The organism is Clostridia bacterium (assembly GCA_024685775.1).
Taxonomy (GTDB): domain Bacteria; phylum Bacillota; class Clostridia; order Christensenellales; family CAG-1252; genus CAG-1252.
Map to the genome: position 1 here is coordinate 69,023 of JAIKVL010000004.1, position 25,406 is coordinate 94,428.

Here is a 25,406-nt window from a genome sequence, read left to right on the forward strand (position 1 = left end):
AAAAAATAAATTAAATTTATTATTATATATAATAATTTTATGTCGATCGAAGGATACGTTCGAGCGGACAAAAAAAAGGTTCGCAATCGCTTGCGAACCTTTTTTTTCTCTGCTTATTTCGCGGCTTTGACTTTCGCTGCCTTACCGGTACGACCTCTCATATAATAGAGCTTCGCCCTTCTAACCGCGCCCTTACGGACCACTTCAATGCTCTCGATTTGCGGAGAATGAAGCATAAAGGTCTTTTCGACGCCCACGCCGTAGGAGATCTTTCTGACCGTAAAGGTCTCGCGAAGACCGCCGTTTTTACGAGAGATCACAAGACCCTCGAAAGACTGGGTCTTGATCTCTTCCTTAACGGACTTATCCGAACGGGCGTTCTTGGATTTATTCGCATCCGTTCCGCCGCGGGTGATCTCTTTGAACTTGATATGGACTTTGACCGTATCACCGACGCTGAAAGACGGCATTTCCGCTTTCATCGCCTCTTTTTCAATCGTTTCAATTACGTTACTCATTGACTTTTCCTCCTAATTTACTAAGTGTTCGTGCCTGAATATAGCGCAGAGGACCACCCGAAGTCTATGATATACTACCATATTCCGCCCCTTAAAGCAAGCGTTTTACGGCATTATTTCACAGTTTTTCAATATTTCGAATAGCGCGCGGCGTCGTTCAGCGTAAACGCGTTTTCGGTATGGCGATACACCCCGCCGATACACTCCACGACGTCGAACCGAACGGGAACGCCCATTTTTTTCTTCATCGTCAGATACTGTTTCGCGACGAGAGCGATCTTTCGGACTTTTTGCGGCGTTACCGCTTCGATGGGTTCCCCGAATTCCGTCGTCCTTCGCGCTTTTACCTCGACGAAGACGAGTTCTTCCCCGTCCGCCGCGATGATATCGATCTCGCCGATCTTGGTCGCGAAGTTCGTCTCGATGATCTTATACCCTTTCTTTTCGAGAAAGCCGCGCGCGCCGACTTCGCCTTTGATCCAAGTCTCGCGGCTATTCATCTTTTTCAACGAAATTTTTGATAAACGTGCGGCGATGGATCGGACAGGGACCGATCTCTTTGATCGCGTCGATATGGGCTTTCGTGCCGTAACCCTTATGCTTTTTGAAGCCGTAAGCGGGATACGATTCGTCGTAAGACTCCATCAAGCGATCCCTGAAAACCTTCGCGAGGATGGAAGCCGCCGCGATGCTGTACGACAGAGCGTCTCCCTTTATGATCGCTTTCGAGGGAACGCCGAGATCGAGTTTCACGGCGTCCACGAGGACGATCTCCGGGCGAACGGATAAACCCGCCACGCACTCTTTCATCGCTTTTTTCGTCGCTTCGAGGATATTGATCTCGTCGATCGTCTTTTCGTCCACCGCGACGATCTTATAGGCGATCGCCTTCTCTTTGATCTTCTCGAAAAAGATCTCTCTTTTCTTTTCGGAGACCTTTTTACTGTCGTCCACACCGGGGATAATATCGTCCAAAGGCATAATGACCGCGGCGGCGACGACGGGGCCCGCGAGAGGTCCTCTGCCCGCTTCGTCCATTCCCGCGATCAAGGTCACGCCTTCGGACAGCAGCTCCTTTTCAAAGCTCAAATTCTCTTTCGTTTCAAATTTCATCGGGTTTCTCCAAGGTGATCTTACCGAGCCGCTGTTTGCGGAAATCGTCGATCACGGCAAGCGCCGTTTTATCGAGATCAGGCTCCGCGCCTTTCATCATAAAGCCTCTTTTTTTCGCGATCTCGGAAAGGATTTCAAGCGGAGTTCCGCTTGCTTCGACCCCGTATCTGTTTTTGAGATTCGTCGGAAATTTCCGACAAAAGAAAGCAATCAAAGCGAGCGACAGTTCCGCCGTGTCGACGACGGCGTCGCGCACCGATCCGATAAACGCGAGGTTCAGACCGACCGTTTCCGACTTCATGCTGTGAGAGAGCGTCCCCGGAGTGTCCAAGAGGGAGACGCCGCCCGGAAGTCGGACCCATTGCTCCCCTTTCGTGACGCCGGGCTTATCGCCCGTCACCGTCTTTTTGCCGCGGCAAAGCGCGTTGATCAAAGTAGACTTTCCCGTGTTGGGCATTCCGATGACCATCGCCTTTACGGCGTAACGAACGCCCTTATTCGCGTTGCGCTCGATCTTCTCTTTATTGATCTCGTTCAAGAGCGCGAGGATCTTTTGCGCGTCGCGAGAAGCCGTCCCCGACGTCGCGATCACGGTCATCCCTTTGCTCTTAAAATATTGTTCCCACAGACGCGCGTCCGCGGGTTCGACCATATCGCACTTGTTGATGACGTACAAAACGGGTTTGTTTTGAATGAGATTATCGAATTCCGGATTGATGCAGGAAAAAGGGGCGCGCGCGTCCAAGACGTACACCAAGCTGTCCACCTTTTTCAGGCTTTCTTCCATTTGGCGTTTCGCTTTCGCCATATGTCCCGGAAACCATTGAATAATCATTTTTTCTCCAAGAGATCGGGTCTGAGTTTTTTCGTGATTTCAAGGCTTTGCGCCTTTCGCCATTTCGCGACTTCCGCGTGATCCCCGGAAAGCAGGACGTCGGGGACTTTAAGCCCCATAAACTCCTGCGGGCGCGTGTACTGCGGATATTCGAGAAGCGCGCCGGAAAAGCTCTCTTCTTCCGTACTTTGCTCGCTGCCGAGGACGCCCGAAACGTATCGGGAAAGCGCGTTTATGACAACCATACAGGGGAGATCGCCGCTCGTCAAGACGTAATCGCCGATCGAAAGCTCCTCGTCGATACAAAGATCGATCACGCGTTGATCGACGCCTTCGTAACTGCCGCAAAGGAAAAGAAGATCGCTCTTTTCGGAGAGTTCGACCGCCTTTTTCTGCGAGAACGTTTTTCCGCGCGGAGAAAGGAAAATGCGCAAGCATTCGTGATCGGGGTCGGCATTTTGTATCGCGTCGTAGATCGGCTGCGGCGTCATCAGCATTCCCGCCCCTCCGCCGAAGGGATAGTCGTCCGTCTTCTTATGCTTATCCGCGGAATAATCGCGGATATTATAGAGTTCGAGCTCGAATTTACCGCTTTGGATCGCTTTTTCGAGGATCCCGACTTTGAGTCCGTCGTACGCTTCCGGGAAAAGGGTCAAAACTTTAATTTTCATAGACCGCCGCCTCCCCGAACGCCGTTTCGTCGAAAACGATGGTCTTCGCCGCGAGATCGGCGACCGCGTTCAGTTTTTTCAAAAACGGGATCATGATCTCTTTTTCCCCTTTGATCAAGAGGACGTCGGCGGCGCGGGCGTTTTGATAGACGTCCGTGATCTCTCCGACGTTTTTTCCTCCGACGAGGACGCGAAGACCGACGAGATCGCTGATAAAGAACTCGCCCTTTTTGAGGTTCTCCGCGTCCGCGCGATCCACTTCGAGGAGCTTGCCGCGAAGAAGATCGGCGTCGTCTCGATTCAAGACGCCTTCGATTTGAACGATCGCCTGATCGTCCGCTCTGCGCGCGCGGATCTTGACCTTCCTATCGCCGAGATAAGCCTCTTTGACACGGCAAAAAAGTTCGGGTGAGTCCAAAAGGACGATCGCCCGAACTTCTCCTTTCACGCCGTGCGGTTTAGTTATTTTCGCTATCGCCAGCCTCATTGATCTCACGGATCTCGACGTCGTAACGCTTATTGCGCTTCGCCGCCGCGGCTTTTACGATGAGACGGATCGCTTTCGCGGTTTTTCCGCCGCGACCGATCACGCGACCGATATCATCCGGCGAAAGCGTAATCGTGATCAAACGCTCTTCTTCGCTGATCTCGACCGAAAAATCGGAATTTCCGGTCAACGATTCAACGATGTAGGAAACCAATTCTTGCATCGTTATTCACCCTTGTTCTCGATAACGCCGGCTTTCTTCAAAAGAACGCGCACGGTATCGGTGGGTTGCGCGCCGTTCGCGATCCACTTCTTCGCAAGATCCGCATCCACCTTGATGGTTTCGGGATTGGTCATGGGATCGAAATAGCCGACCTGCTCGATGTACATGCCGTCTCTCGCTTTTCTGCTGTCCACCGCGACGATGCGGTAGCAGGGTTTGCCTTTTGCGCCGATTCTCGTAAGTCTGAGTTTTACCATTTGTTTATACCTCCGTATTGATTACCTTTTATTAAAAGGGGAATCCCCCTCTTCTTCCGTTCTTCATGCGCTTCATCATTTCGCGCGTCGCCTCGAACTGTTTCAGCAAGGCGTTTACGTCCGAAATCTCCGTCCCGCTTCCCGCCGCGATGCGCTTTTTGCGGCTCGCTTTTATGAGGTCGGGATTGTTTCTTTCTTTCTCCGTCATCGACTGGATGATCGCTTTGGTGCGCGCGATCTTTCCTTCGTCCACTTGGAGATCCTGCCCGTTCAGCTTTTGGGAAAGCCCGGGGATCATCCCGATCATTTGGGTAAGATTTCCCATTTTCTTCATTTTATCCAGCTGAACGAGATAATCGGACAGCGTGAAACTCGATTCGCGAAGTTTCTTTTCGAGGGCGCGCGCCTCTTCTTCCGAGAAGGCTTCCTGCGCCTTTTCGATCAAGGTCAGGACGTCCCCCATACCGAGGATCCTCGACGCCATACGCTCGGGATGAAAAGGCTCGATATCGCCCATCTTTTCGCCCGTGCCGCAATAGCGAACGCTCTTTCCCGTTACGGCTTTGATCGAAAGCGCCGCGCCGCCGCGGGTATCGCCGTCCAGCTTCGTCAGGATTACGCCCGTGATATCGAGAAGTTCGTTGAACTTTTCCGCTACGTTGACCGCGTCTTGACCGGTCATCGAGTCGACGACGAGCAGGATCTCCTGCGGTTTCAGGAAGGCTTTGAGTTCTTCGAGCTCGCCCATCAAAGCTTCATCGATATGCAGTCTGCCCGCAGTGTCTACGATCAAGGTATCGTAGCCCGATTTCTCCGCGACGTCCAAAGCGTGCTTTACGATCTTCAAAGGAGCGATCTGCCCTTTTTCGATGACGGGAACGCCCGCTTTTTCTCCTACTTTTTGGAGTTGCAGGATCGCCGCCGGGCGATACACGTCGCACGCGACGAGCGCGGGTCTCTTTCCGCTCTTTTTAAGCATCATGCCGAGCTTGCCGCACATCGTCGTCTTACCGCTGCCCTGCAAGCCGCACATTAAGATGATCGTCGGCGGGCGGTCGGCTACGGCGAGCTTGGTATGCGCGCCTCCGAGAAGGTTGATGAGTTCTTCGTTTACGATCTTAATGACCTGCTGAGTCGGCGTTAGGCTCTTTAAGACCTCTTCGCCGACGGCTTTTTCGGTCACGGCGGCGATGAAATTTTTTGCGACGGTAAAGTTTACGTCCGCTTCGAGAAGGGCGATCCTGACTTCGCGCATCGCTTGCTTGATTTCAAGCTCGGTCAACGCGCCTTTATTCTTCATTTTGGAAAAGATGTGATTCAGCCTTGTTCCGAGTCCGTCGAACGCTCCCATTTATCCCTCCAATGCTTCATAGACTTTTTTGAGTTTTGCTTTGAGCGCTTCATCACCCGCGGAAACTTCGTCCAAAGCCGCGGCGACGCGACTCTTCCAAGCGATCTTTCCGACCGCCGCTTCCGCTTTTTCCAAGGACCCGACCGCGTGCTTCACTGCGTCTCTGACGGCTTGGCGCGTGACGCCCGCCTCTTCCGCGATCTCGAAAAGCGACATATCGAGCTCGACGTAATCGGACAGCATTTTCCGCTGTCTTTCGGTCAAAAGCCCGCCGTACTCCGACAGAAGCGCCGCTATTTTTATCCGATCTTCGATCTCCATATCGCACTCCTATCAAGCAAAATTACTTTACACATTATAATAAAAGAAAACGCGGCTGTCAAGTATTTTTACTTAACAATCGCGTTTTCATACTTCGTAAACCGAAAAAAAACGAGGGCGCGCAGGCGCGTACTTTTTATAGGTAACCGTGCGGCAACGAGGTAGTTGGCAAAGTATATGCGCCGCTATACGCGCTCGTTACGGAACGATCGCGGAAATAAAGTCGTTCGCGTCGAAGGGAAGAAGGTCTTCCTTTCCTTCGCCCACGCCGACGAACAGGACGGGGATCTCCATCTCGTTGCAGATCGCGAGGACGACGCCGCCTTTCGCGGTCCCGTCGAGCTTGGTCAAAATGATCCCGTCCACGTCGATCGCTTCTTTGAAGATCTCGACCTGCGACAAAGCGTTCTGCCCCGTCGTCGCGTCGAGGACGATATAGCTGCGGTAATCGGCTTCGGGATAATCGCGCAAAACGACGCGATTGATCTTTTTAAGCTCTTCCATCAAGTTCTTTTTGTTGTGAAGTCTGCCGGCGGTGTCGATCAAAAGAACGTCGGTCTTTTTCGCCTTGCAGGAAGCGATCGCATCGAAGACGACCGCCGCGGGATCCGCGCCCTCTTCGTGCTTGATGATCTTGACTTTACTGCGATCCGCCCAAACGCCGAGCTGTTCCGCTGCCGCCGCGCGGAAGGTATCCGCCGCCGCGAGGGTAACGGATTTTCCCATCGAGGTGAAATAATGCGCGAGCTTTCCGATCGCCGTCGTCTTTCCGACGCCGTTTACGCCCGCCACGAGAAGACACAAAGGATACTCGTACTCGGGAACGTCGTAATCGATCATTTCCTTTAAGATCTCGGCGAAGACGTCCTTCGCGTCCTCGGTCGCGGAGATCCTTTTTTGATAGCAACGATCGCGAAGCTCTTCGACCGCTTGCGACGCCGTTTCGACGCCGACGTCCGCTCCGATCAAAGCCATTTCCAGCTCCTCGTAAAAATCGTCGTCCAGCGCCCTGCCCTTGAAAAGTTCGTAGATTTTTTTGGAGAACGCTTCTTTGGTGCGTTTCAACCCGTCCGCAATCTTACTGAAAAACCCCATATTACGCCTCCGCGCGAATCTCGCTGAGCTTGACCGCGATGACTTTTGACACGCCTCTTTCTTCCATCGTTACGCCGAACAGTTCGTCCGCAAGTTCCATAACGGGCTTTTTGTGAGTGATGACGACGAATTGCGTGTCGCGACTGTATTTTTTGAGATAGTTTGCGAGAAGGATCGTGTTGCTCTCGTCGAGCGCGGCTTCAATCTCGTCCAAGATCGAGAACGGCATCGGGCGAAGCCTGAGGATCGCAAACAGAATCGCGATCGAGGTCAAAGCCTGCTCGCCGCCGGACAAAGAATGCAGACTCGCCTGCGCCTTTCCGGGCAGCTTAACGACGATGTCGACGCCTTTTTCGAGTTCTCCCGCCTTTTCGGGATCGACGTCCACGAGGACGAGGTCGGCGTTACCGCCGCCGAAAAGATCGGAGAAAGTCTTTTTGAAGTTTTGATTGATCTGCTCGAACGCCGCGTTGAACTTGCCGAGCATATCCGCGTTCATCGCCGCGATGAGTTTTTCGAGATCCTCTTTGGCTTTGACGAGGTCTTCGAGTTGGGAGTACAGCTCTTCGTGGCGGTTTTTGACGTTCTCGTAATCTTCGAACGCGTTGAAGTTGATCGACCCGAGTTGGGCGATCTTACCGCGCAGGCTCGAAATCGCGGAAGGCGCTTCGGCGGGATTGAAATTCTCCGTGTCGCGCAAAGCGAGCATTTCCTCTTCGGACAGCTCGTACTCTCCGAGAACGCGGTCGCGAAGGGTCGCGAGGTCGCCTTCGATCTTCTCGACCTTACTCTCTTCACGCGCGCGCTTATCCATAATGGAAGCGATCGTGTCGTTAACCTTGCTTCTCGCTTCGTCCGTCTGAGCGAGCGAGGCGCGCAACGCGGCTTTTTCCATATCTTTAAGCTGCATCTCTTTTTCGATCTGTTCGAGACGCGCTTTTTCCTCTCCCGAGAATTCGAGTTCGGGGGAGCTGTTCTTCGTGTTTTCCAGCTCGGTTTCCACGCCGAGAAGGGAAGTCTTTTTCTCTTGCCAAGCCTCGTCCGCTTGCGCTTTTTCCCCTTCGAATCTCTTGATATCCGATTCGATCTGAGAGAGTTCGAGGCGGACGGACGAGCATTCGACTTGCGCGTTCGTCACCGCCGCGGTCAAAGAATCGCGCAGTTTGCGCTTCGCCTCCGCGTCTTCCTTGGAGGCTTTCGCCTGCCCTTGGACGCTTTGACGCTTGCCTTCGATATCCTGATTCAAACCCTCCGCGCTCTTGATCTCGCTTTGGACGGCGGCGAGCCTGCCGATGACTTCGTTCAGTTCGCCCTGCTCGCGCGTCATACGTTCGTTAGTCTCGGCGATGAGTTTATCGGACGTCGCGATCCTTTCGGTTTCGGTCGCGATCTCCAAATCGACGGCTTGAATTTCGTCGCGCAGAGAATAGATCTCTTCTTCGATTTTCTTGGCTTCCGCGTCTTTCTTTTCGACTTCGGCGCGGAGTTTTTCGCGCTCGACGAAAAGCGCCTTCAAAGCCTCGCGGGCTTCGTTCAGCTCGCGTTCCTTGGAAAGGTGCATCGCGTTCTTTTGGCGACGGCTACCGCCGGTGATCGTCCTTCTCGGATCGATGATATCGCCGTCCAACGTCACGATCTTTACGCCGTAATCATAGCGATCCGCCATTTCGCGCGCGCATTCGAGATCCTCGGCGATAACCGTTCTGCCGAGAAGTTGCTCGATGACGTCCGAATGACGGGGATCGAATTTGATGAGTTCGGAGCAAATACCGAGCGCGCCGCGCATATTCAAAACGCCCCTGTACTCGTATGCGAGCGCTTGCGGGCGGGCTTTGTTCGCGGGGATCATCGTCGCGACGCCGTACTCGTGCGACTTCAAATAATTGACGATATAGACCGCGTCGAGATCGGTCGGAGTGACGACGTGTTGCACCGAAGCGCCGAGCGCCGCCTCGATCGCGACCTCGTACTCTTTCGGGACTTTGATAAGCTGACCGACGACGCCTTCGATATGCTTCGCGAGAGAAGCGTCCGTCTCCGCGTCGTTCAAAAGCAATTTGACGGCTTGCTGATATCCTTCGTGTTGCCCGACAATATCCGCCATCGCGCGGACTCTGCCCTCTTTATTCGCGTACTCCGCGTTCTTTTCATTCAAGGCGACGTTCATATGGTAAGTCGTCTGCCTGAGATCGTTATATTCGCCCGAACGAAGCGCGCGCTTTTCGCGAAGCGCGAGTTTCTTTTTCGTCAAAGAATCGATGAGCGCGAGCGATTTTTGCTTTTGCGCTTCTTCGCGTTCGAGGATCGCCGCCGAAGCTCGGACACTGATTTCGAGAGAAGAACGCCTTTGCTCCAACGAGCCCGCTTCCGCGTTGAATCCCGCGAGAGAGGAGCGGACGTCCGACAAACGACCGAACACGTCGAACACTTCGCTGTTGGACTTTTCGATCGAGCTTTCGTTCCCCGCGATCTCTTCGGAAAGCGCGAGAAGTTTTGCGGATAACGCTTCGAAACGCTGATCCGCGAGATAGGATTCCTTCCTGCGAATATCGAGAATCGCATTCGCCTCTTTCAAGGTCTCGGAGAGGACTTCCCTTTCGCCTTCGGTCTCGGCGAGTTCTTTTTCGATCCTTTCCTTTTCTTCGGTCAAATGGGCGAGTTTATTTTTGAAAACCGCCATCAAACCGCTGTTCTTTTCACTGCTGACTTTGAGCTTTTCCCTTTCTTCGAGAAGGGCGCGAACGGTTTTCTCGTTCTTGTCGATCTCTTCCAAGCTCTTGTTATACTGCGTCGTCAAGCGAATGGATTCGCTTTCCTTCGCGTAAAGCTCTTCGGTAAACGCCTTGACGTTCTCCGCGATCTTTTGCTTTTTGCGGACGCTGTCCTCACGGGAATGCAAATAGAAATTGACTTCCTGATAGCGCATCTGCTCTTTGTACTCGAAGAATTTCTGCGCCGCGTCGCGCTGCTTGGCGAGAGGCACCATTTGGCGTTCGAGCTCGGAGACGATATCCTGCAAACGGGTGATATCCTCGCCCGCGCGAGCGAGCTTGCGCTCGGTCTCGACCTTTTCCGCTTTGGTCTTCGCGATGCCCGCGGCTTCTTCGAAGATCTGGCGGCGATCGATCGGCTTAGATTCCATGATCTCCGCGACTTTGCCCTGCCCGATGATCGAATAGCCGTCCTTGCCCGCGCCCGTGTCGCGCATGATATCCAAAATATCGCGTAGACGGCAAATATTATGGTTCAGATAATATTCGCTCGTCCCGGAGCGATACAGCTTGCGGGTGACGACGACCTCTTCGCGGTCGGTTTTGAAAATGTGATTGGAGTTATCGAAGACGAGAGAAACCTCGCAATAAGACATCGAGGGGCGTTTTTCCGTTCCGTTAAAAATGACGTCCTGCATTTTGGAACCGCGAAGAGCCTTGGCGCTCATTTCACCGAGCACCCAACGGACGGCGTCCGCGACGTTACTTTTGCCGCAGCCGTTCGGACCGACGATCCCCGTGAAACTATTTTGAAAATCGATCACGGTTTTGCCGGCAAAGGACTTAAATCCTTGCAGTTCGAGCCTTTTGAAGTTGACCATTTTTCTCCCGCATTGGCGCATAAGCGCGCTTATACCATAGAATTATATCATAGTTTAGAGAAAGAAATAAAGTATTTTGATTTACATTTTGCATAAGCGAAAAGAAAAAACCGTTTGAAGAAAAAGAAACTTGTTACAAACGGAAAAACGGCGAATCGATTCGCCGTTTCTTTTCCGTATTTTTTGCTTTTGCCGTTCTTGCGATCCCACGAATTTGCGCCGACGACCTCGGGCAAACGGGTTATTCTCCTTTCAACGCTTTCAACGCGATCGCGCAGGCTTCGTTTTCCGCGGTTTTGATATTGCGCGCGGTGGCGAAACCTCGGCTCTTCCCGTTGACGTAGACCTCGACGGTAAACTTCTTATTCGTTTCGGGACCCGATTCCGTGTGCGGCGCGTCGTACGACCACTTGTTTTTCTCGCAAAGCTCTTTTACTTTCGATTTGAAATCAACGAAAGAATCCGCGAGCGAGATCGTCCGTTTGACGAAAGAGACCGCCGCTTCGAAACCGCCGTCCAAAAGGATCGCCGCCGTTACGGCTTCATAGAGATCGCAACGCATTTTTTCCGAAAGAGCGCAACCGTTTTTAACGCAGCGCTCGGAAAAACCGAGCCGATCCGAAAGCGCGGCGAGCGGTTCGCGCGAAACCATGGATTTGCGCCGCTCCGTCATCTCGCCGGGATCGAGCGAAGGACTCCGAAAAAGCATTTCGCTGACCGCGTAATTGACGACGCTGTCGCCCAAAAATTCGAGCGTTTCGTAGTTCTCCTTGATATCGGCGGATTTATGCGTCAGCGCGCGAGCGAGCAAGCGTTCGTTATGAAACGCGTAACCGATCTCTTCATACAAAGCCCGAAAATCACTCATTTTGCAGATCCTTTTCGAGATATTCGTTTACGCCGCCTTTGATCGCATCGCGGACTTGCAGGATCGCCCCGCAGACGGACTTCGCTTTGGACGCGCCGTGCGCCTTGACGACGGGTTTTTTGACGCCGAGAAACGCCGCGCCGCCGTGCTCGTTATAATCCATCGTCTTTTTCAGATTCTTGAAAACGGGCTTCAAGAGAAGAGCGCCGAGCTTGGCTCGGAAAGATTTCATAACGCCTTGTTTCAAAAGCTTAAAAACTGCGTTCGCCGTCCCTTCCGCGCTCTTCAAAGCAACGTTTCCGTCAAACCCGTCCGCGACGACGATATCCACGTCGCCCGATAAAATATCGCGCGCTTCGACGTTCCCCGCGAAATTGACGCGCGGATCTTTTTTCAAAAGGTTATGCGCCTCGACGGAGAACGCATTGCCTTTCGTCTTTTCCGCGCCGTTATTCAAAAGGCCGACGCGCGGCGAAGAAACGCCGTACACGCCCTTCATATAAGCCGCCGCCATCAAAGCGAACCCGACGAGATAAGTCGGTTTGCAATCGACGTTCGCGCCGCAATCGCAAAGCAGGACGACACCCCCTTTGACCGTCGGCAGCGCGGGACAAAGCGCAGGTCTTTCCACGCCTTTTACGCGCCCGATCTTCAAGGTCGCTCCGATCAGGACGGCGCCCGTCGAACCCGCGGAAACAAGCCCGTCCGCCTCGCCCTTTTGGACGGCGTCCAAAGCGACGACGAGAGAGCTGTCTTTCTTCGTCCGAACCGCGACCATCGGTTGTTCTTCGCAGGTGATGATCTCCGAAGCGTTTTTGAACAAAAGACGGTCTCCGCCCTCGCCCGCCGCAAGCGAGCGAAGCTCTTCTTCCTTTCCCGTCAATAAAATTTTGATCTCGTTATCCGCTTTCAGCGCGGCAAGCGCGCCTTTGACGATTTCTTCCGGGGCGTGATCGCCGCCGTATCCGTCCACAGCAATAATCATAGTTTCCTCCCTAAAAGGTTTCTTTATCTATTATATCGTAAATGCGGCTTGCTTTCAACCGTTCGACGGAAAAAGGCTCGGCAGTCTCCCGCCGAGCCTTTTGATTTAACCGTTTTATCTATTAGTTTCTCGGATTCTTGATGTTGGCTTGCGCCGCGGCAAGACGAGCGATCGGCACGCGATACGGCGAGCAGGAGACGTAGTCCAAACCGATCGCATGGCAGAATTCGATCGAAGAGGGATCGCCGCCGTGTTCTCCGCAGATACCGCAATGGATATTGCTTCTCGAAGCGTGGCCGAGTTTGACCGCCATTTCCATCAATCTGCCGACGCCCTTCGTGTCGAGACGAGCGAACGGATCGGACTCGTAGATCTTCGCGCTGTAATAGCTCGGGAGGAACTTGCTCGCGTCGTCACGGCTGAAACCGAAGGTCATTTGGGTCAAGTCGTTCGTTACGAAGCAGAAGAATTCGGCTTCTTTCGCGATCTCGTCCGCAGTAAGAGCCGCGCGCGGGATCTCGATCATCGTTCCGACTTCGTATTCAAGCTTCGCGCCCGCCGCTTTGATGACTTCGTTCGCGGTGGCGACGACGGTGTCTTTGCAGAATTTAAGCTCTTTGACTTCGCCGACGAGCGGGATCATAATCTCGGGCTTAACGTTCCAATCCGGATGACGCTTTTGAACGTTGATCGCGGCTTTGATGATCGCTCTGGTCTGCATAACGGCGATTTCGGGATACGTTACCGCCAAACGGCAGCCGCGGTGACCCATCATCGGGTTGAACTCATGCAGGCTCTCGCAGAGCAAACGGATCTCTTGGGTGGTCTTGCCCTTCGCTCTCGCGAGGAGCTCGATATCCGCTTCGAGGGTGGGGACGAACTCGTGGAGCGGCGGATCGAGGAAACGGATCGTAACGGGCATGCCTTTGAGCTCTTCCATCAAGCCTTCGAAGTCGGCTTGTTGCATCGGCTCGATCGCGTCCAAAGCGCGCTCTCTTTCTTTCTTGTCTTCCGAGCAGATCATCTCGCGGAATTTCTCGATTCTGCCCGGTCCGAAGAACATATGCTCCGTACGGGTAAGACCGATACCTTGCGCGCCGAGTTCGACCGCTCTCTTTGCGTCGGCGGGGGTGTCGGCGTTCGTGCGGACTTTCAAAGCCTTATACTTGTCCGCAAGTTTCATGATCCTGCCGAAGTAACCGCTGTTCGGATCGGCGGGAACGGTTTTGATGATGGTGTCGTAGATCGTTCCGGTGGAGCCGTCCAAGGAAAGTCCGTCGCCTTCGCGGAAGATCTTTCCGGCGAGCTCGAAGAATTTCTCTTCTTCATGCATTTTGATATCGCCGCAACCGGAGACGCAGCAGGTTCCCATACCGCGCGCAACGACCGCCGCGTGAGAGGTCTGACCGCCGCGGACCGTCAAAATGCCCTGCGCGTACTTCATACCCTCGATATCTTCGGGAGAGGTTTCCAAGCGGACGAGAACGACTTTCTTGCCTTGCTTGCCGAGGCGGACGGCGTCCTCCGCGGTAAAGACGATCGAGCCGGCAGCCGCGCCCGGGGAAGCCGCGATACCTTTTCCGACGACGTTCGCTTTATCCGCCGCTTTGAGAGCCGCGGCGTCGAAGGTCGGGTGGAGAAGCATATCCAAGGTCTTCGCGTCGATTTGGAGAAGAGCTTCCTTCTCGGAGATCATGCCCTCGTCGATCAAGTCGCAAGCGATCTTGATCGCCGCCGCCGCGGTGCGCTTACCGTTACGGCATTGGAGCATAAAGAGTTTGCCGTTTTCGACGGTGAACTCCATATCCTGCATATCTCTGTAATGGTCTTCGAGGATCGCGCAAACGTCCACGAATTGCTTATACGCATCGGGGAATTTCTCTTCCATCTCGGAGATCGGCATCGGGGTGCGGACGCCTGCGACGACGTCTTCGCCTTGCGCGTTGATCAAAAATTCGCCCATAAGTTTCTTTTCGCCGGTCGCGGGGTTGCGGGTAAAGGCGACGCCCGTTCCGGAATTGTTGTTCAAGTTACCGAAGACCATCGGCATGACGTTGACCGCGGTACCCCAGCTGTACGGAATGTCGTGATCCATACGATAGATATTCGCGCGGGGGTTATCCCAGCTGCGGAAGACCGCACGAATCGCCGCGTTGAGCTGCTCGATCGGGTCGTCCGGGAAATCGGTGCCGAGCTGCTTCTTATATTCAGCTTTGAATTGATAAGCAAGCTCTTTGAGGTCGGCGGCGGTGAGTTCGATATCGTACTGCACGCCCTTCTCCGCCTTCATCTTGTCGATGAGCTCTTCGAAGTACTTCTTGCCGACTTCCATAACGACGTCGGAGAACATTTGGATAAATCTTCTGTAAGAGTCGTAAACGAATCTCTCGAATTTCGGATCGGGGTTGCCTGCGATCATCGCCGCGACGACCTTATCGTTCAAACCGAGGTTCAAAATCGTATCCATCATACCGGGCATGGACGCTCTCGCACCCGAACGGACGGAAACCAAAAGCGGGTTCTTCAAATCGCCGAACTTTTTGCCGTTGATCTCTTCCATCTTCGCGACGTTCTTCATGATCTCCGCCATAATGTCGTCGTTGATCAATCTGCCGTCCTCATAGTACTGCGTGCAAGCTTCGGTGGAAATCGTAAAGCCTTGCGGAACGGGAAGACCGATCTTGGTCATTTCCGCGAGGTTCGCGCCTTTACCGCCGAGAAGTTCGCGCATGGTTGCGTCGCCTTCGGTGAAAAGATAGACGTATTTTTTCATGTAAAATCCTCCTAAGATAAAAACTCGTAGAAAAAACGGTTATAAATATAATAATTCATTTCAAATCATTTAGCAAGAGTTTTCGAAAAAACGCTTGAATTTTACTTTCGATTTTCTTTCGCGGAAAAACTGCGAAAAAAAAACACTCAAAGCGCGCGTTTGATTAGATCGGACAGCTCGAAAAAGGACTTCACCGTGCTGCCCGTTTTATAGCGGATATATTGGGCGAAAAGCGAAAAAAGTTCGCAACAGACGTTCGCTTCGGCGTCCGGTTCTTCCCCGTCCGAATAAGCGGCGAGAAAGCGAACGGCGGTCGGAGACAGGCGAAAAACGTAAGGCGGTTTGCTCTCCGCGAGACGAAGCGCGCCCTCTTCGAGGTCGAAGACAAAGAAACGGGCTTCGAGTTTCCCGTCGTAATCCCCTTTTTGCATCCCGTAACCGGCGATCTTCAAAAAATCGAGAACGTACATAATAAAAGCGGAGACGCCGCCTCCGTCGTAACAGATCGACATCAAAAAGCGCAAAAGCCGCGCGAGTTCCCGCGAAACGGAAATATCTTCTTCGGTCAGCTTATCGGCGATTTCGAGCGCGGACGCGCCGAGATAATAGCGAAGAAGATCGTCGGATATTTGCGTAAACGGATCGGAAAAATCAAAAGATTTCAAAGAATAATAGCCGTTCTTTTCAAGAAGGACGTACTGCCCGAAAGCGAACGGAACGGCGGCTTGACGAAGGCGGGATTTCGGGGACGAAACGCCGCGGACTTTTACGGCGATTTTGCCGCAAGAATCCGTTAAAAGCGTGATAATTCTGTCACCCTCTCCGACCTCGGTGGAACGAAGGCAAACGCCTTCAACTTTCTTCTCCTCCGTCAACTCTTCTTTCCTCCGATTTGTATAAGCAGTAGGCTTCGGGCAAGCCCGTCTTGACGAAGAGATCCCAAAGCGCGTCTTTATTATTGTTTTTTTCGGAATTTTCTTTCACGGTGATTTCCTCCGATAAAAGTATCGAACGAAATCGAAAGAATTATACTCTTAGTAAGCGGTCAATCTTTTTTGGAATAACCGAGGAGATCGAGGATCGCCCCGTTATCCTTCCAGCCGCTCTTGACCTTAACGAAAAGGCGCAAATAAACTTGCCCGTCCACGAGCTGTTCGAGCTCTTTTCTCGCCGCGACGGAAATCTTTTTCAAGGTCTCTCCGCCTTTCCCGATAATGATGGGTTTATGGGTCTCTTTTTCGCAAATAACGTCCGCTTCGATGCGCGTTATGCCGTCCTCGCCCACGTCGAACTTCTTGATCTCGACGCCGATCCCGTGCGGAATCTCCGCAAGCAGGAATTTCAGAGCCTTTTCGCGGACGATCTCCGCCGCCATAAAGCGGAGCGGTTTATCGGTGTACATATCCTCGGGATAATAGCGAACGCCGTCTTTCAGCATCGAACGAAGGACGGAAAGAAGCTCGTCCAGATTTTCCTTTTTCTCCGCGGAGATCGGAACTATCTCGATATTCTTGATCGAAGAAAGCCGCTTGACGCTTTCCATCGCGAAGCCCTTGTCCGCAATATCCATTTTATTCAGCGCGACGACGGTCGCGGTCGTGGCGGCGAGCTTCTCCAAAAACGCGACGGAATCCTTATCGAGGGGCTTGGACGCGTCGATGACGTACAAAACGCCGTCCGAGTCGTTTTTCGCGGAAGAGACTTCGTCAGCCATAAACTTCGAAAGTTTGCTCGCGCCCGTGTGGATCCCCGGCGTGTCGATAAAGACGATCTGAAAATCTTCGCCGTTCATAATGCCGACGATCTTGTCGCGCGTCGTCTGCGGACGCCAACTGACGATGGAAACTTTTTCACCGACGAGGGCGTTGATCAAAGTCGATTTTCCCGCGTTCGGCAATCCCAAAATTGCAATAAAACCCGATTTCATACTTTTTTCCTTTTTATTTGCCGCGTCAGGACGGATCTCCGAATCGGTGCGGCATCAATTCGGAAAGTTGATAGACGCGAACGACTGCGTCGCTCGCGAGGATAACGGGGATATCTTCGCAAAATTCGGACATAACTTGCAGGCACATTCCACAGGGAAAGGCGATATTCGCGGCGGTCGTGTAGACGGCGAGCGCGGAGATCTTGGTCTCCCCGTCCGACACCGCCTTAAAGATCGCGACGCGCTCGGCGCAAACGGTTGCGCCGTAGCTTGCGTTCTCGATATTCGTCCCGCTGTAAATCCTACCGCTATCCGTCAAAACCGCCGCGCCGACGGGAAAATTCGAATAGGGAGAATAGGAATTGCGGCTCGCTTCGGTCGCCGCGTCGATCAAACTGTCAAGCGTCTCTTCTTGCATAGGTCATCTCCTTATATCGAGGGCGGAAAGGATTTTTTCCTCTTCCTTCCGCATCGCCGCCCGATCTTTTTCTTCTATGTGATCGAATGAAAGTAAATGTAAAAGCCCGTGAACGGATAAATACGCGACCTCGCGTTCGTAAGAGTGTCCGTATTCTTTCGCCTGCTCTTTCGCTCGCGCGCGGCAGATCACGACGCTGCCGAGGTTGACCCGCCCCGTCGAGGGATCAACGTCAAACGGATAGTCTTCCGCCCGCAAGGGCAATCGGACGTTTTCCAAAGTCGGGAAGGACAAAACGTCCGTCACGCGGTCCACGCCGCGCATTTCTCGATTCAACGCGCGAATCTTTTCTCTGCCGACGAACGTCAAGTCCGCGTCGGAATCCTCCGCGCCCATAACGGCGAGTCCTTTTTCCCAAACCTTCGCCAAAAATTCTTTTTCTTCTTTCCCCGCGCCCGTGATCGAGATCATTTTTTCAACTGTTGCGTGTTGTACGCGATGCGCTCGTGGTGAACGCCCATAAGCGTCGTAACGACCGCGGCTTTGACCTTGGTGAGTTCGCGGATCGTGATCGGGCAATCGTCGAACTGCCTTTCCTGCATTTTCTGGCGAACGAGGTTATCGACGAGTTTTTCGAGTTCTTCGCGGGTGGACGGGCGAACGGAGCGCGTCGCCGCTTCGGCGATATCGGCGATCATAATGATCGCGTTGATCTTCGTGGAAGGTTTCGGTCCGAGATAGGTATAACCCTTTTCTTCGAGCGTTCCCTCCGTTATATTCTGCGCTTTATGATAGAAATAACCGACGGAACTGTCGCCGTGATGTTCAAGCGCGGCGGAAACGATCTCTTTCGGGAAACCGCGGTTTTCGAGGATCTTCGCGCCCGCTTCGGTGTGGCGGGTGATCATCTTGACGCTAGCTTCGGGGATCAAATCGTCGTGCGGGTTATAGCCGTCCGTCTGGTTTTCCGTAAAGAATTCGGGGTTCTCCATTTTACCGATATCGTGATACAAAGCCGCCGCTTTCGCGAGGTTCGGATTTTCGCCGATCGCGTACGCCGCCCGCTCCGAAATATTCGCGACGGTAAGCGAGTGATTGAACGTCCCGGGTGCTTTTTCTTCGAGCTCTTTCAAAAGGGGTTGGTCGAAGGAGCAAAGCTCCATTAGGCGAAGCCCCGTGTTCAAATTAAAGACGCGCTCGAAAACGGGAGAAAAACAGAAATACGCAAAGACGCTGATCGCGCCGCCGACGAGGACGGAGACGCCGACCGTGATCATTTGATCGATATTGGGTTTTCCGCCGACTGCCGCCGCGGAAATAAAACCGAGGATCCCGAAAGAAATAACGACGCAAGACGACGTAAACAAGACGCGCATGCGGCTCGAAAAAGGCTTGATCAAAAAGATCAGCAGCGAACCCATACCGACGTTGACGACGAGCGTCATCATTTGCAAAGACAATTCGTCGAAAATGAATTTGGATGAATTGTAGAAAAACAGAACCATACACGTCGCGACGATGGAAACGCTCGTAAAATGCGCAGAAAGCGCGACGTGTTTATCGAAATCCGTTCCGAGAAGAAGCGGGAGGAAAGCAAGCGGGATCGCGAACGCGTGATCGAAATGCATGCAGGTAATCGACGCCACGGCTTCCATCAAAAGCACGCTGTACACGAGAATGACCGAAACGGGATCACCCTTCCCGATCATTCTGAGGATCAAAAAGTTCGACGCTAAAAGCGAATAGATCACGATGCCGAACGTAATGAGCGTCAAAGGATCGAACGTTACGCCGTAGACCGAGCGGAACGCCGCCACGACGCCGACGAGGACGACGGCAAGCACCGCAAACGACAGCAACGTAAACGTAAAAAACGCGATCCTTCTTTTGGAATTCGTTTGTTTGTCCAAAGTACCCTCCGAACCCTTATTCGGGCGAGAACAGAGAATCCAGTCTCCGTACTACGGTATAGTATAACACTATATAGAGAATATTGTCCATCTTTTTTTGTTCCACGCTGACGCCGCCGACCGCGGAAGCGTAAAAAGGAACGGAAGAAAGCATCGCCTGCGTCTCCTTTTCGATACGCGCGGGAACTTCGATCCCGAAATCGTGATAAACCGTGACGTCTTTTCGCTCGAAATACGTCCGTTCGACGACGCGGAGCGCGTTTCCGACGGAAGAAAAAACAATCCTTTCCGAAAGGTCGAACGACGCGAATGGCGGCTCTTCCTCTTTTCCCCATTCCCTTCCGAAAAGAAGGATCCGACGAAAACTCTTTTTCTTTCCCGTTAACTCGTTTTGCACGGATATTTCGGGCAAAGCGATTCGTCTCTCATAGGTCGTCATTCCGTAGACTTCCCCTTTCGCCGGCGCGGCGGCTTCCCCCTCCGTAAAGGAATAGACGGGGTCGATCAGGACGTCGCCCTGAGAGACTCGGTCGCCGATCTTGACGCGCGGCGTTCCGCTTTCCGCGACGATCTTCGTTATGACGGCGGAAACTTTCGAAACGATCGGATCGAAAGAGACTTCGTCCGCTTCGGAAGGCGGCAATTCTTCCTTGACGTCCACGAAGAGTTTATTCCCCTTGACGCGAACGGACGCAAACGAGATCCCCTCGATCGAAGCGACGTCTTTTCGGATCGAAGGGACGTCCACCTTTCCCTTAAAAGTAAATCCGTCGATCTTATGCGCTTCCAAAACGGCGGCGATCGTCTTCGTGTTCACGAAAGTATTTCCGCGGATCTCCGCTCGATAAACGAAACTTTGAAAAAACGCGACCGAACAAAGCGCGACGACAGACGCGATCACGAGGACCGAGCGGGCTTTTACGAAAGAAAGAATTCTCTTCCCCGCTCGCTCTCGCAAACGTTTCCCGCGAAGACCTTCGGCGGTCAGGATGCGGTCGAGCGCGCGTTCGTCGACCTTTGCCACGGAAAACGACGTCCGTTTTTCCCCGATTCGAACGTCGTAGACGGTCACGCCTTCTTTTCCCGCCTTTCGGATCAAAAACGCCGCCCTCGCAGTCGGAACGGCAAAGCGCGCGCGATCAGTCGTCATAAATCGTCTCGACGCCGCGGATCTCTCCCGAGACGTAGATCTCCTCTCGACTCGCGCAATTCACTTTGAGTTTTTCGCCGAACACGCGCACCTTTCCTTTTTTCACGCGCGCGACAATCTCCCGATCCGAGATGACGAGTAGCCCCTTCTGACCGGAAACCAGCGCGAACGCGCCGCCGTAAACGGTTATTTCATAAGGTGCAGGAAAGGAATCGGGAGAAAAGAATCGGGAACGAAGATCACAAAGGTACGCCATACTCGAAGATATGACGATGCGCGCGCGATTATTCAAAAAAAAAGCGGCGCGAATTGCTTCGCGCCGCGCTCATAAGAGATCGGATCAATACATTCCGTCCATTCCGCCTTGCGGCGCGACGGGTGCGGGAGGCTCGGGGATATCCGCGATCAAAGATTCGGTCGTAAGAAGAGTCGCCGCAACGCTCGCCGCGTTTTGGAGCGCCGTCCTCGTGACCTTGGTCGGATCGAGAATGCCCTTTTGGACCATATCGCAGTACTCGTCGTTCAAAGCGTCGTAGCCGAAATTCTTCGTCTTCTTGACGCCTTCCAAGACGGCGTTCGCAACGACGCTGCCTTCTTTTCCGGCGTTGACCGCAATCTGTCTGACGGGTTCTTCCAGCGCGCGAAGAACGATCGCCGCGCCCGTTCTCTCGTCACCGGAAAGGGTGGAAAGGACGTTTTGAAGAGCGGGGATCACGCTGAGAAGAGCGACGCCGCCGCCCGGAACGATACCCTCTTCGACCGCCGCGCGCGTCGCCGCGAGCGCGTCCTCGATGCGGAGTTTCTTTTCTTTCATTTCGACTTCCGTCGCCGCGCCTACGCCGATAACGCCGACGCCGCCCGAAAGCTTCGCGACTCTCTCTTGAAGTTTTTCGCGATCGTAATCGCTGGTCGTTTCCGCGATCTGCGCTTTGATGGATTGCACGCGCGCCTTGATGGCTTCCGCGGAACCCGCGCCGCCGACGATGGTCGTGTTATCTTTATCCACCTTGACTTGGCGGCAGCGACCGAGCATCGAAAGCTCCGCGGTTTTGAGATCCAAGCCGAGGTCGTCCGTGATGACCTGACCGCCCGTCAAAAGCGCGATGTCTTCGAGGATCGCCTTTCTTCTGTCGCCGAAAGCAGGGGCTTTGACCGCCACGCAGTTGAACACGCCTTTCAGCTTGTTCAAAATGATCGTGCTGAGCGCTTCGCCTTCGATATCTTCCGCGATGATGAGAAGCTTCGCGCCCGCTTTGTAGACGAGCTCGATGATCGGAAGGATCTCTTGGACGTTGGAAAGTTTCTTGTCGGTGATCAAAATATAAGGATCGTCGAGGATCGCTTGCATCTTATCCGTGTCGGTGACGAGATACGGAGACGCATAGCCGCGATCGAATTGCATTCCTTCCACGACGGAAAGCTCGGTCTTCATCGTCTTTCCTTCGTCGATCGTAATGACGCCGTCCGTCCCGACCTTCTCCATCGCGTCGCTGATGAGTTCGCCGATCGCGTCGTCGCCCGCGGAAATGCTCGCGACCTGCGCAATGTTCTTTTTGCCGGAAATGGGGACGGAGAGTTTTTTGAGCTCTTCGACCGCCGCTTCGGTCATTTTCAAGATCCCTTTCTTCAAGATGATCGGGTTCGCGCCCGCCGCGACGTTCTTTACGCCTTCGCGGACGATCGCTTGGGCGAGGACCGCCGCGGTCGTCGTTCCGTCGCCGGCGATATCGTTCGTCTTGACGGAGACTTCTTTAATGAGTTGCGCGCCCATATTTTCGAACGCGTCTTTGAGCTCGATCTCTTTCGCGATCGTAACGCCGTCGTTCGTGATGAGCGGTGCGCCGTACTTCTTATCGAGGACGACGTTTCTGCCTTTCGGCCCGAGAGTGATCTTAACGGTGTCCGCAAGCACGTTTACACCTGCTTCGAGCGCCTTTCTTGCTTCCTGTCCGTACTTAAATTGCTTAGCCATAATAACCTCCCTTATTTTTCAACGACCGCGAGAACGTCGCTTTGACGAAGCACCGTCAATTCCTCGCCGTCGATTTTGAAATCGGATCCCGCATACTTGCTGTAAAGAACGACGTCGCCGACTTTGACCGCCATGGGGATCTCTTTGCCTTCCACCATTCCGCCGGGTCCGACGGCGATGACTTCCGCCATTTGCGGCTTCTCTTTTGCCGATCCGGGAAGAACGATCCCGCTTGCGGTGGTCAATTTTTCTTCCATGGGTTTGATAACGATTCTGTCGAATAAAGGTTTGATTTTCATATTTCCAATATGTCCTCCTTTTTACCTATTTTCTTAACTGCATTGTATTATATCACGCTCCGAAATCGCGAGCAAGCGACTGAGCGCATTTTATCGACGTTTTCATTTTATCACGCCCGAAAGGTCGATTTTCAAGTTTCGTGCCACGATTTTTCGAGAAGTCGGTCGAATTCGGTCGCATAAAAAAAAGAAAGTTTCGAAAGACGCGCTTTAAGAGCCTTCCGAGCTTTCTTTTCAAACCGCCGAGCGGCTATTAAATATTGAACTTGTTGAATATTAACCTTGTTTAATATCCTTTGCGGTAACGCGCTTGATAAATGCGAGAAAATCCGAATAAACTTCGTCTTTATTGATCTCGTTCATAATCTCGTGACGCGCTTCGGGATAAAGCTTGATATCCAAATCGGCAAGACCGAGAGCTTTATATTCCTCGTAAAGCTTGGAAACGAGCGAGCCGTTTCCGCCGACGGGGTCCTTATCGCCGCTTGCGATCAAAACCGGAAGATTTTTCGGGATCGATTCGAGCGCGGCGGTGGTGTACACCGTCTTTAAACCTTCGAAAAAGCTCTTTTGGAACGCAATGGACATATCGAAAGAACCGCCGCAGAAATCGTCCGCGAGGTACGCTTTGACGACTTCCTTATCGCGCGTAAGCCACGCGAAGGGCTGATTTTCCGACTTAAATTGCTTATCATACGCTCCGAAAGACAGTTTTCCGATGAGTTTCGCGGGCTTTTTGCCGCCGAACAAGGCGTTCTGCAACTTGGCGACCACCCTGCCGAACGCGACTTGCGCGGTATTCATATACGCAGAACCCGAAAGAATGACGCCGGAAAGCGCTTCCCCGTTCCTCTCGATGTAAGCCTGAGAAAGAAAACTTCCGTAAGAATGACCCAAAAGGACGATCGGAAGCTTGTACTTCTTCTCGGCGTATCCGGTCAAAGCGATCATATCGCTGACGGTATCGTTATAGCTGTCGCCCTCGACGATACCGCGGTTATCGTATCCGCAGGTTTTCCCGTGACCGCGATGATCCTCCGCCACAACAATATATCCGTTTGCATTCAAAAAAGAAGCGAAATTATCATATCTGCCGCAATGCTCGCCCATACCGTGAGCTATTTGAACGACGCCGACGGGATTTTTGACTTCATCCCAGCAATAGCAGGCAATTTCCGTCGCGTCGAAAGTATTTAACAAAAACTCTTTCATTGTAACCTCCTTGTGTAAAGATTATGAAAAAAAGTTAATTTCACACGAATATTATACATAAATAATAGTATAAAATCAAGTATCATTGTAGAATAATTGTTACAAAAATGTTGAAAAATCAAAAAAAATTCGCGCAAAACGCGCGTTCGAGAGAATAAGGAGGATCATGCAAACGAACGTAGCCCTCGCGGGAGGCGGCACGGCGGGTCATATCACGCCGAACCTCGCCCTGTTACCCGAACTCAAAACCCGATTTGACAAAATCATCTATTTAGGCGCGCCGTCCTCAATGGAAGAAGCACTTTGCAAAAAGGCAAATCTTCCGTTTTATCCGACCGAAACAAGCAAGTTTCACCGAAAGCGCGTCTGGAAGAACGCAGCGCTTCCCCTGACCCTTATAAAAGGAATACGTCAAGCGAAAAGCGTCCTCAAAGCAGAGAACGTTTCCGTCGTCTTTTCCAAGGGCGGCTACGCCGCGATCCCGACCGTCCTTGCGGCTCGATCCATCGGGATCCCGATCGTCTGCCACGAAAGCGATCGCACGATGGGGCTTGCGAATCGCCTGACCGCGCTTTTTGCCGCAAAAACCTACACGGCATTTCCCGGAACGTATAAAAAAGCAAGCGTTTTGGCGACCCCGATCCGAGAAGAGATCTTCCGAGGAGAACCGCTCGATCTCTTTTCCCGCCCCGAAAAACCCGTCGTGCTCTTCATGGGCGGATCGCTCGGCGCCGCCGCGATCAACGACGCGCTTTCGAAATCGTTCGCCGAACTAACTGAAAAGTATAATATTCTCCATATCTCGGGAAAATCCGCCCCGCCGATCAAATCGCCTTCCTACGTCTCCGTCCCGTTTACCGATTCCATCGAAGATTTTTATAAAACGGCGGACGTCGTCGTCTGTCGCGCGGGAGCCTCCACGCTCGGAGAACTCACCGCGCTCGGAAAAAAAGTCGTCGCCGTTCCGCTTCCGAAAGGAGAATCGAGAGGAGATCAGGAGGAGAACGCGGCGTACTATCTATCCGAAAAGAAGATCCGCGTCCTGCCGCAAAGCGAGCTTTCCGCAAGAAGCCTTCTCGCGGCGATCGACAAAAGTATAAAGAATAGCGCGCCCGCGCCCGCGTATGACCGAAACACTCCGTCCATTCTCGCGGAAGCCCTTTACGCCGCGGCGAAAAACCGAGGCGCGCCGTAACGACTCCTGCGATCAAAGGACAAATAGCGGGAAAAACGAACGGAAGAATCGACCCGAAAAAGGAGCGAAAATCGGGAAAAAGCTCGGGCTATCCGCAAAAATCAATTTTGAAATTTTTAAGGTTTTCTCAAAAAAAACTCTCAAAAATCAAGGTTTTTTCGAAAGAGAACCCTAAAAAACCGCGATTTTTCAGCGGGTTTTCGCAAAAAAATCGAAAATCGGTCTTGACAACCC

At 52.9% G+C, this 25,406-nt stretch carries 26 protein-coding genes; 1 reads left to right on the forward strand and 25 read right to left on the reverse strand.

The genetic code is table 11. From position 1 onward, the window contains the following. Window positions 1-113: 113 nt before the first annotated feature. The 25 genes from rplS to K5753_01175 all read right to left on the reverse strand — a co-directional run bounded on the left by rplS (window position 114) and on the right by K5753_01175 (window position 23,977). Window positions 114-518 carry a 50S ribosomal protein L19 gene (rplS, locus tag K5753_01055; GenBank protein ID MCR4725789.1) on the reverse strand — a complete coding sequence of 135 codons (405 nt, stop codon included), beginning with the start codon at window positions 516-518 and terminating at the stop codon, window positions 114-116. A 128-nt stretch (window positions 519-646) separates the two neighbouring features. Further along, window positions 647-1,018 carry a YraN family protein gene (locus K5753_01060; protein MCR4725790.1) on the reverse strand — a complete coding sequence of 124 codons (372 nt, stop codon included), beginning with the start codon at window positions 1,016-1,018 and terminating at the stop codon, window positions 647-649. Next, on the reverse strand, window positions 1,011-1,631 hold the full coding sequence (locus K5753_01065; GenBank protein MCR4725791.1) for a ribonuclease HII: 621 nt from the start codon (window positions 1,629-1,631) through the stop codon (window positions 1,011-1,013). The genes K5753_01060 and K5753_01065 overlap by 8 nt, the downstream gene beginning before the upstream one ends. Further along, window positions 1,621-2,466 carry a ribosome biogenesis GTPase YlqF gene (gene ylqF, locus K5753_01070; GenBank protein MCR4725792.1) on the reverse strand — a complete coding sequence of 282 codons (846 nt, stop codon included), beginning with the start codon at window positions 2,464-2,466 and terminating at the stop codon, window positions 1,621-1,623. Before ylqF ends, K5753_01065 begins: the two co-directional genes overlap by 11 nt. Beyond that, window positions 2,463-3,137, reverse strand: coding sequence for a tRNA (guanosine(37)-N1)-methyltransferase TrmD (trmD, locus tag K5753_01075; protein ID MCR4725793.1), 675 nt, complete (start codon window positions 3,135-3,137; stop codon window positions 2,463-2,465). Before trmD ends, ylqF begins: the two co-directional genes overlap by 4 nt. After that, on the reverse strand, window positions 3,127-3,624 hold the full coding sequence (gene rimM, locus K5753_01080; protein ID MCR4725794.1) for a ribosome maturation factor RimM: 498 nt from the start codon (window positions 3,622-3,624) through the stop codon (window positions 3,127-3,129). The genes trmD and rimM overlap by 11 nt, the downstream gene beginning before the upstream one ends. Further along, window positions 3,596-3,847, reverse strand: a complete 252-nt coding sequence (locus K5753_01085; GenBank protein ID MCR4725795.1) for a KH domain-containing protein — start codon at window positions 3,845-3,847, stop codon at window positions 3,596-3,598. The genes rimM and K5753_01085 overlap by 29 nt, the downstream gene beginning before the upstream one ends. A gap of 2 nt (window positions 3,848-3,849) precedes the next feature. After that, window positions 3,850-4,104 carry a 30S ribosomal protein S16 gene (rpsP, locus tag K5753_01090; GenBank protein ID MCR4725796.1) on the reverse strand — a complete coding sequence of 85 codons (255 nt, stop codon included), beginning with the start codon at window positions 4,102-4,104 and terminating at the stop codon, window positions 3,850-3,852. A 31-nt stretch (window positions 4,105-4,135) separates the two neighbouring features. Beyond that, window positions 4,136-5,455: a signal recognition particle protein gene (ffh, locus tag K5753_01095; protein MCR4725797.1), complete on the reverse strand. Its 1,320-nt coding sequence runs from the start codon at window positions 5,453-5,455 to the stop codon at window positions 4,136-4,138. Then, window positions 5,456-5,776 (reverse strand): hypothetical protein, encoded by a 321-nt coding sequence (locus tag K5753_01100; GenBank protein MCR4725798.1) that lies wholly within the window; start codon window positions 5,774-5,776, stop codon window positions 5,456-5,458. Between the two features lie 198 nt (window positions 5,777-5,974). Further along, on the reverse strand, window positions 5,975-6,871 hold the full coding sequence (gene ftsY / locus K5753_01105) for a signal recognition particle-docking protein FtsY (protein ID MCR4725799.1): 897 nt from the start codon (window positions 6,869-6,871) through the stop codon (window positions 5,975-5,977). A 1-nt stretch (window position 6,872) separates the two neighbouring features. Further along, entirely contained in the window at window positions 6,873-10,463 is a 3,591-nt protein-coding gene (gene smc, locus K5753_01110; protein ID MCR4725800.1) for a chromosome segregation protein SMC, read from the reverse strand. 241 nt (window positions 10,464-10,704) lie between these two features. After that, window positions 10,705-11,331: a hypothetical protein gene (locus K5753_01115; GenBank protein ID MCR4725801.1), complete on the reverse strand. Its 627-nt coding sequence runs from the start codon at window positions 11,329-11,331 to the stop codon at window positions 10,705-10,707. Further along, on the reverse strand, window positions 11,324-12,316 hold the full coding sequence (gene plsX / locus K5753_01120; GenBank protein ID MCR4725802.1) for a phosphate acyltransferase PlsX: 993 nt from the start codon (window positions 12,314-12,316) through the stop codon (window positions 11,324-11,326). The genes K5753_01115 and plsX overlap by 8 nt, the downstream gene beginning before the upstream one ends. 121 nt (window positions 12,317-12,437) lie before the next feature. Next, entirely contained in the window at window positions 12,438-15,089 is a 2,652-nt protein-coding gene (gene ppdK, locus K5753_01125) for a pyruvate, phosphate dikinase (GenBank protein ID MCR4725803.1), read from the reverse strand. Window positions 15,090-15,235: 146 nt separating this feature from the next. Then, entirely contained in the window at window positions 15,236-15,964 is a 729-nt protein-coding gene (recO, locus tag K5753_01130; GenBank protein ID MCR4725804.1) for a DNA repair protein RecO, read from the reverse strand. Window positions 15,965-16,134: 170 nt separating this feature from the next. Then, a complete protein-coding gene (gene era / locus K5753_01135; protein ID MCR4725805.1) occupies window positions 16,135-17,016 on the reverse strand; it encodes a GTPase Era in 882 nt (293 codons plus the stop codon). 25 nt (window positions 17,017-17,041) lie between these two features. After that, window positions 17,042-17,434: a cytidine deaminase gene (gene cdd / locus K5753_01140; protein MCR4725806.1), complete on the reverse strand. Its 393-nt coding sequence runs from the start codon at window positions 17,432-17,434 to the stop codon at window positions 17,042-17,044. Window positions 17,435-17,437: 3 nt separating this feature from the next. Beyond that, window positions 17,438-17,905 carry an rRNA maturation RNase YbeY gene (gene ybeY, locus K5753_01145; GenBank protein MCR4725807.1) on the reverse strand — a complete coding sequence of 156 codons (468 nt, stop codon included), beginning with the start codon at window positions 17,903-17,905 and terminating at the stop codon, window positions 17,438-17,440. Continuing rightward, window positions 17,902-19,344 (reverse strand): HDIG domain-containing protein, encoded by a 1,443-nt coding sequence (locus K5753_01150; GenBank protein MCR4725808.1) that lies wholly within the window; start codon window positions 19,342-19,344, stop codon window positions 17,902-17,904. Before K5753_01150 ends, ybeY begins: the two co-directional genes overlap by 4 nt. Window positions 19,345-19,360: 16 nt before the next feature. Further along, the gene (locus K5753_01155) at window positions 19,361-20,494 is read right to left on the reverse strand and encodes a sporulation protein YqfD (protein ID MCR4725809.1); all 1,134 of its coding nucleotides are present in this window, start codon (window positions 20,492-20,494) and stop codon (window positions 19,361-19,363) included. Next, complete coding sequence (locus K5753_01160) at window positions 20,484-20,750, reverse strand: hypothetical protein (GenBank protein MCR4725810.1); 267 nt, start codon at window positions 20,748-20,750, stop codon at window positions 20,484-20,486. The genes K5753_01155 and K5753_01160 overlap by 11 nt, the downstream gene beginning before the upstream one ends. A gap of 84 nt (window positions 20,751-20,834) precedes the next feature. After that, window positions 20,835-22,466: a chaperonin GroEL gene (gene groL / locus K5753_01165; GenBank protein MCR4725811.1), complete on the reverse strand. Its 1,632-nt coding sequence runs from the start codon at window positions 22,464-22,466 to the stop codon at window positions 20,835-20,837. 11 nt (window positions 22,467-22,477) lie between these two features. Continuing rightward, entirely contained in the window at window positions 22,478-22,765 is a 288-nt protein-coding gene (locus K5753_01170) for a co-chaperone GroES (GenBank protein ID MCR4725812.1), read from the reverse strand. A gap of 276 nt (window positions 22,766-23,041) precedes the next feature. After that, on the reverse strand, window positions 23,042-23,977 hold the full coding sequence (locus K5753_01175) for an alpha/beta hydrolase (protein ID MCR4725813.1): 936 nt from the start codon (window positions 23,975-23,977) through the stop codon (window positions 23,042-23,044). A 166-nt stretch (window positions 23,978-24,143) separates the two neighbouring features. Between K5753_01175 and K5753_01180 the strand changes: the two genes are divergently transcribed. Continuing rightward, a complete protein-coding gene (locus K5753_01180) occupies window positions 24,144-25,172 on the forward strand; it encodes a UDP-N-acetylglucosamine--N-acetylmuramyl-(pentapeptide) pyrophosphoryl-undecaprenol N-acetylglucosamine transferase (protein ID MCR4725814.1) in 1,029 nt (342 codons plus the stop codon). Window positions 25,173-25,406: the final 234 nt, after the last annotated feature.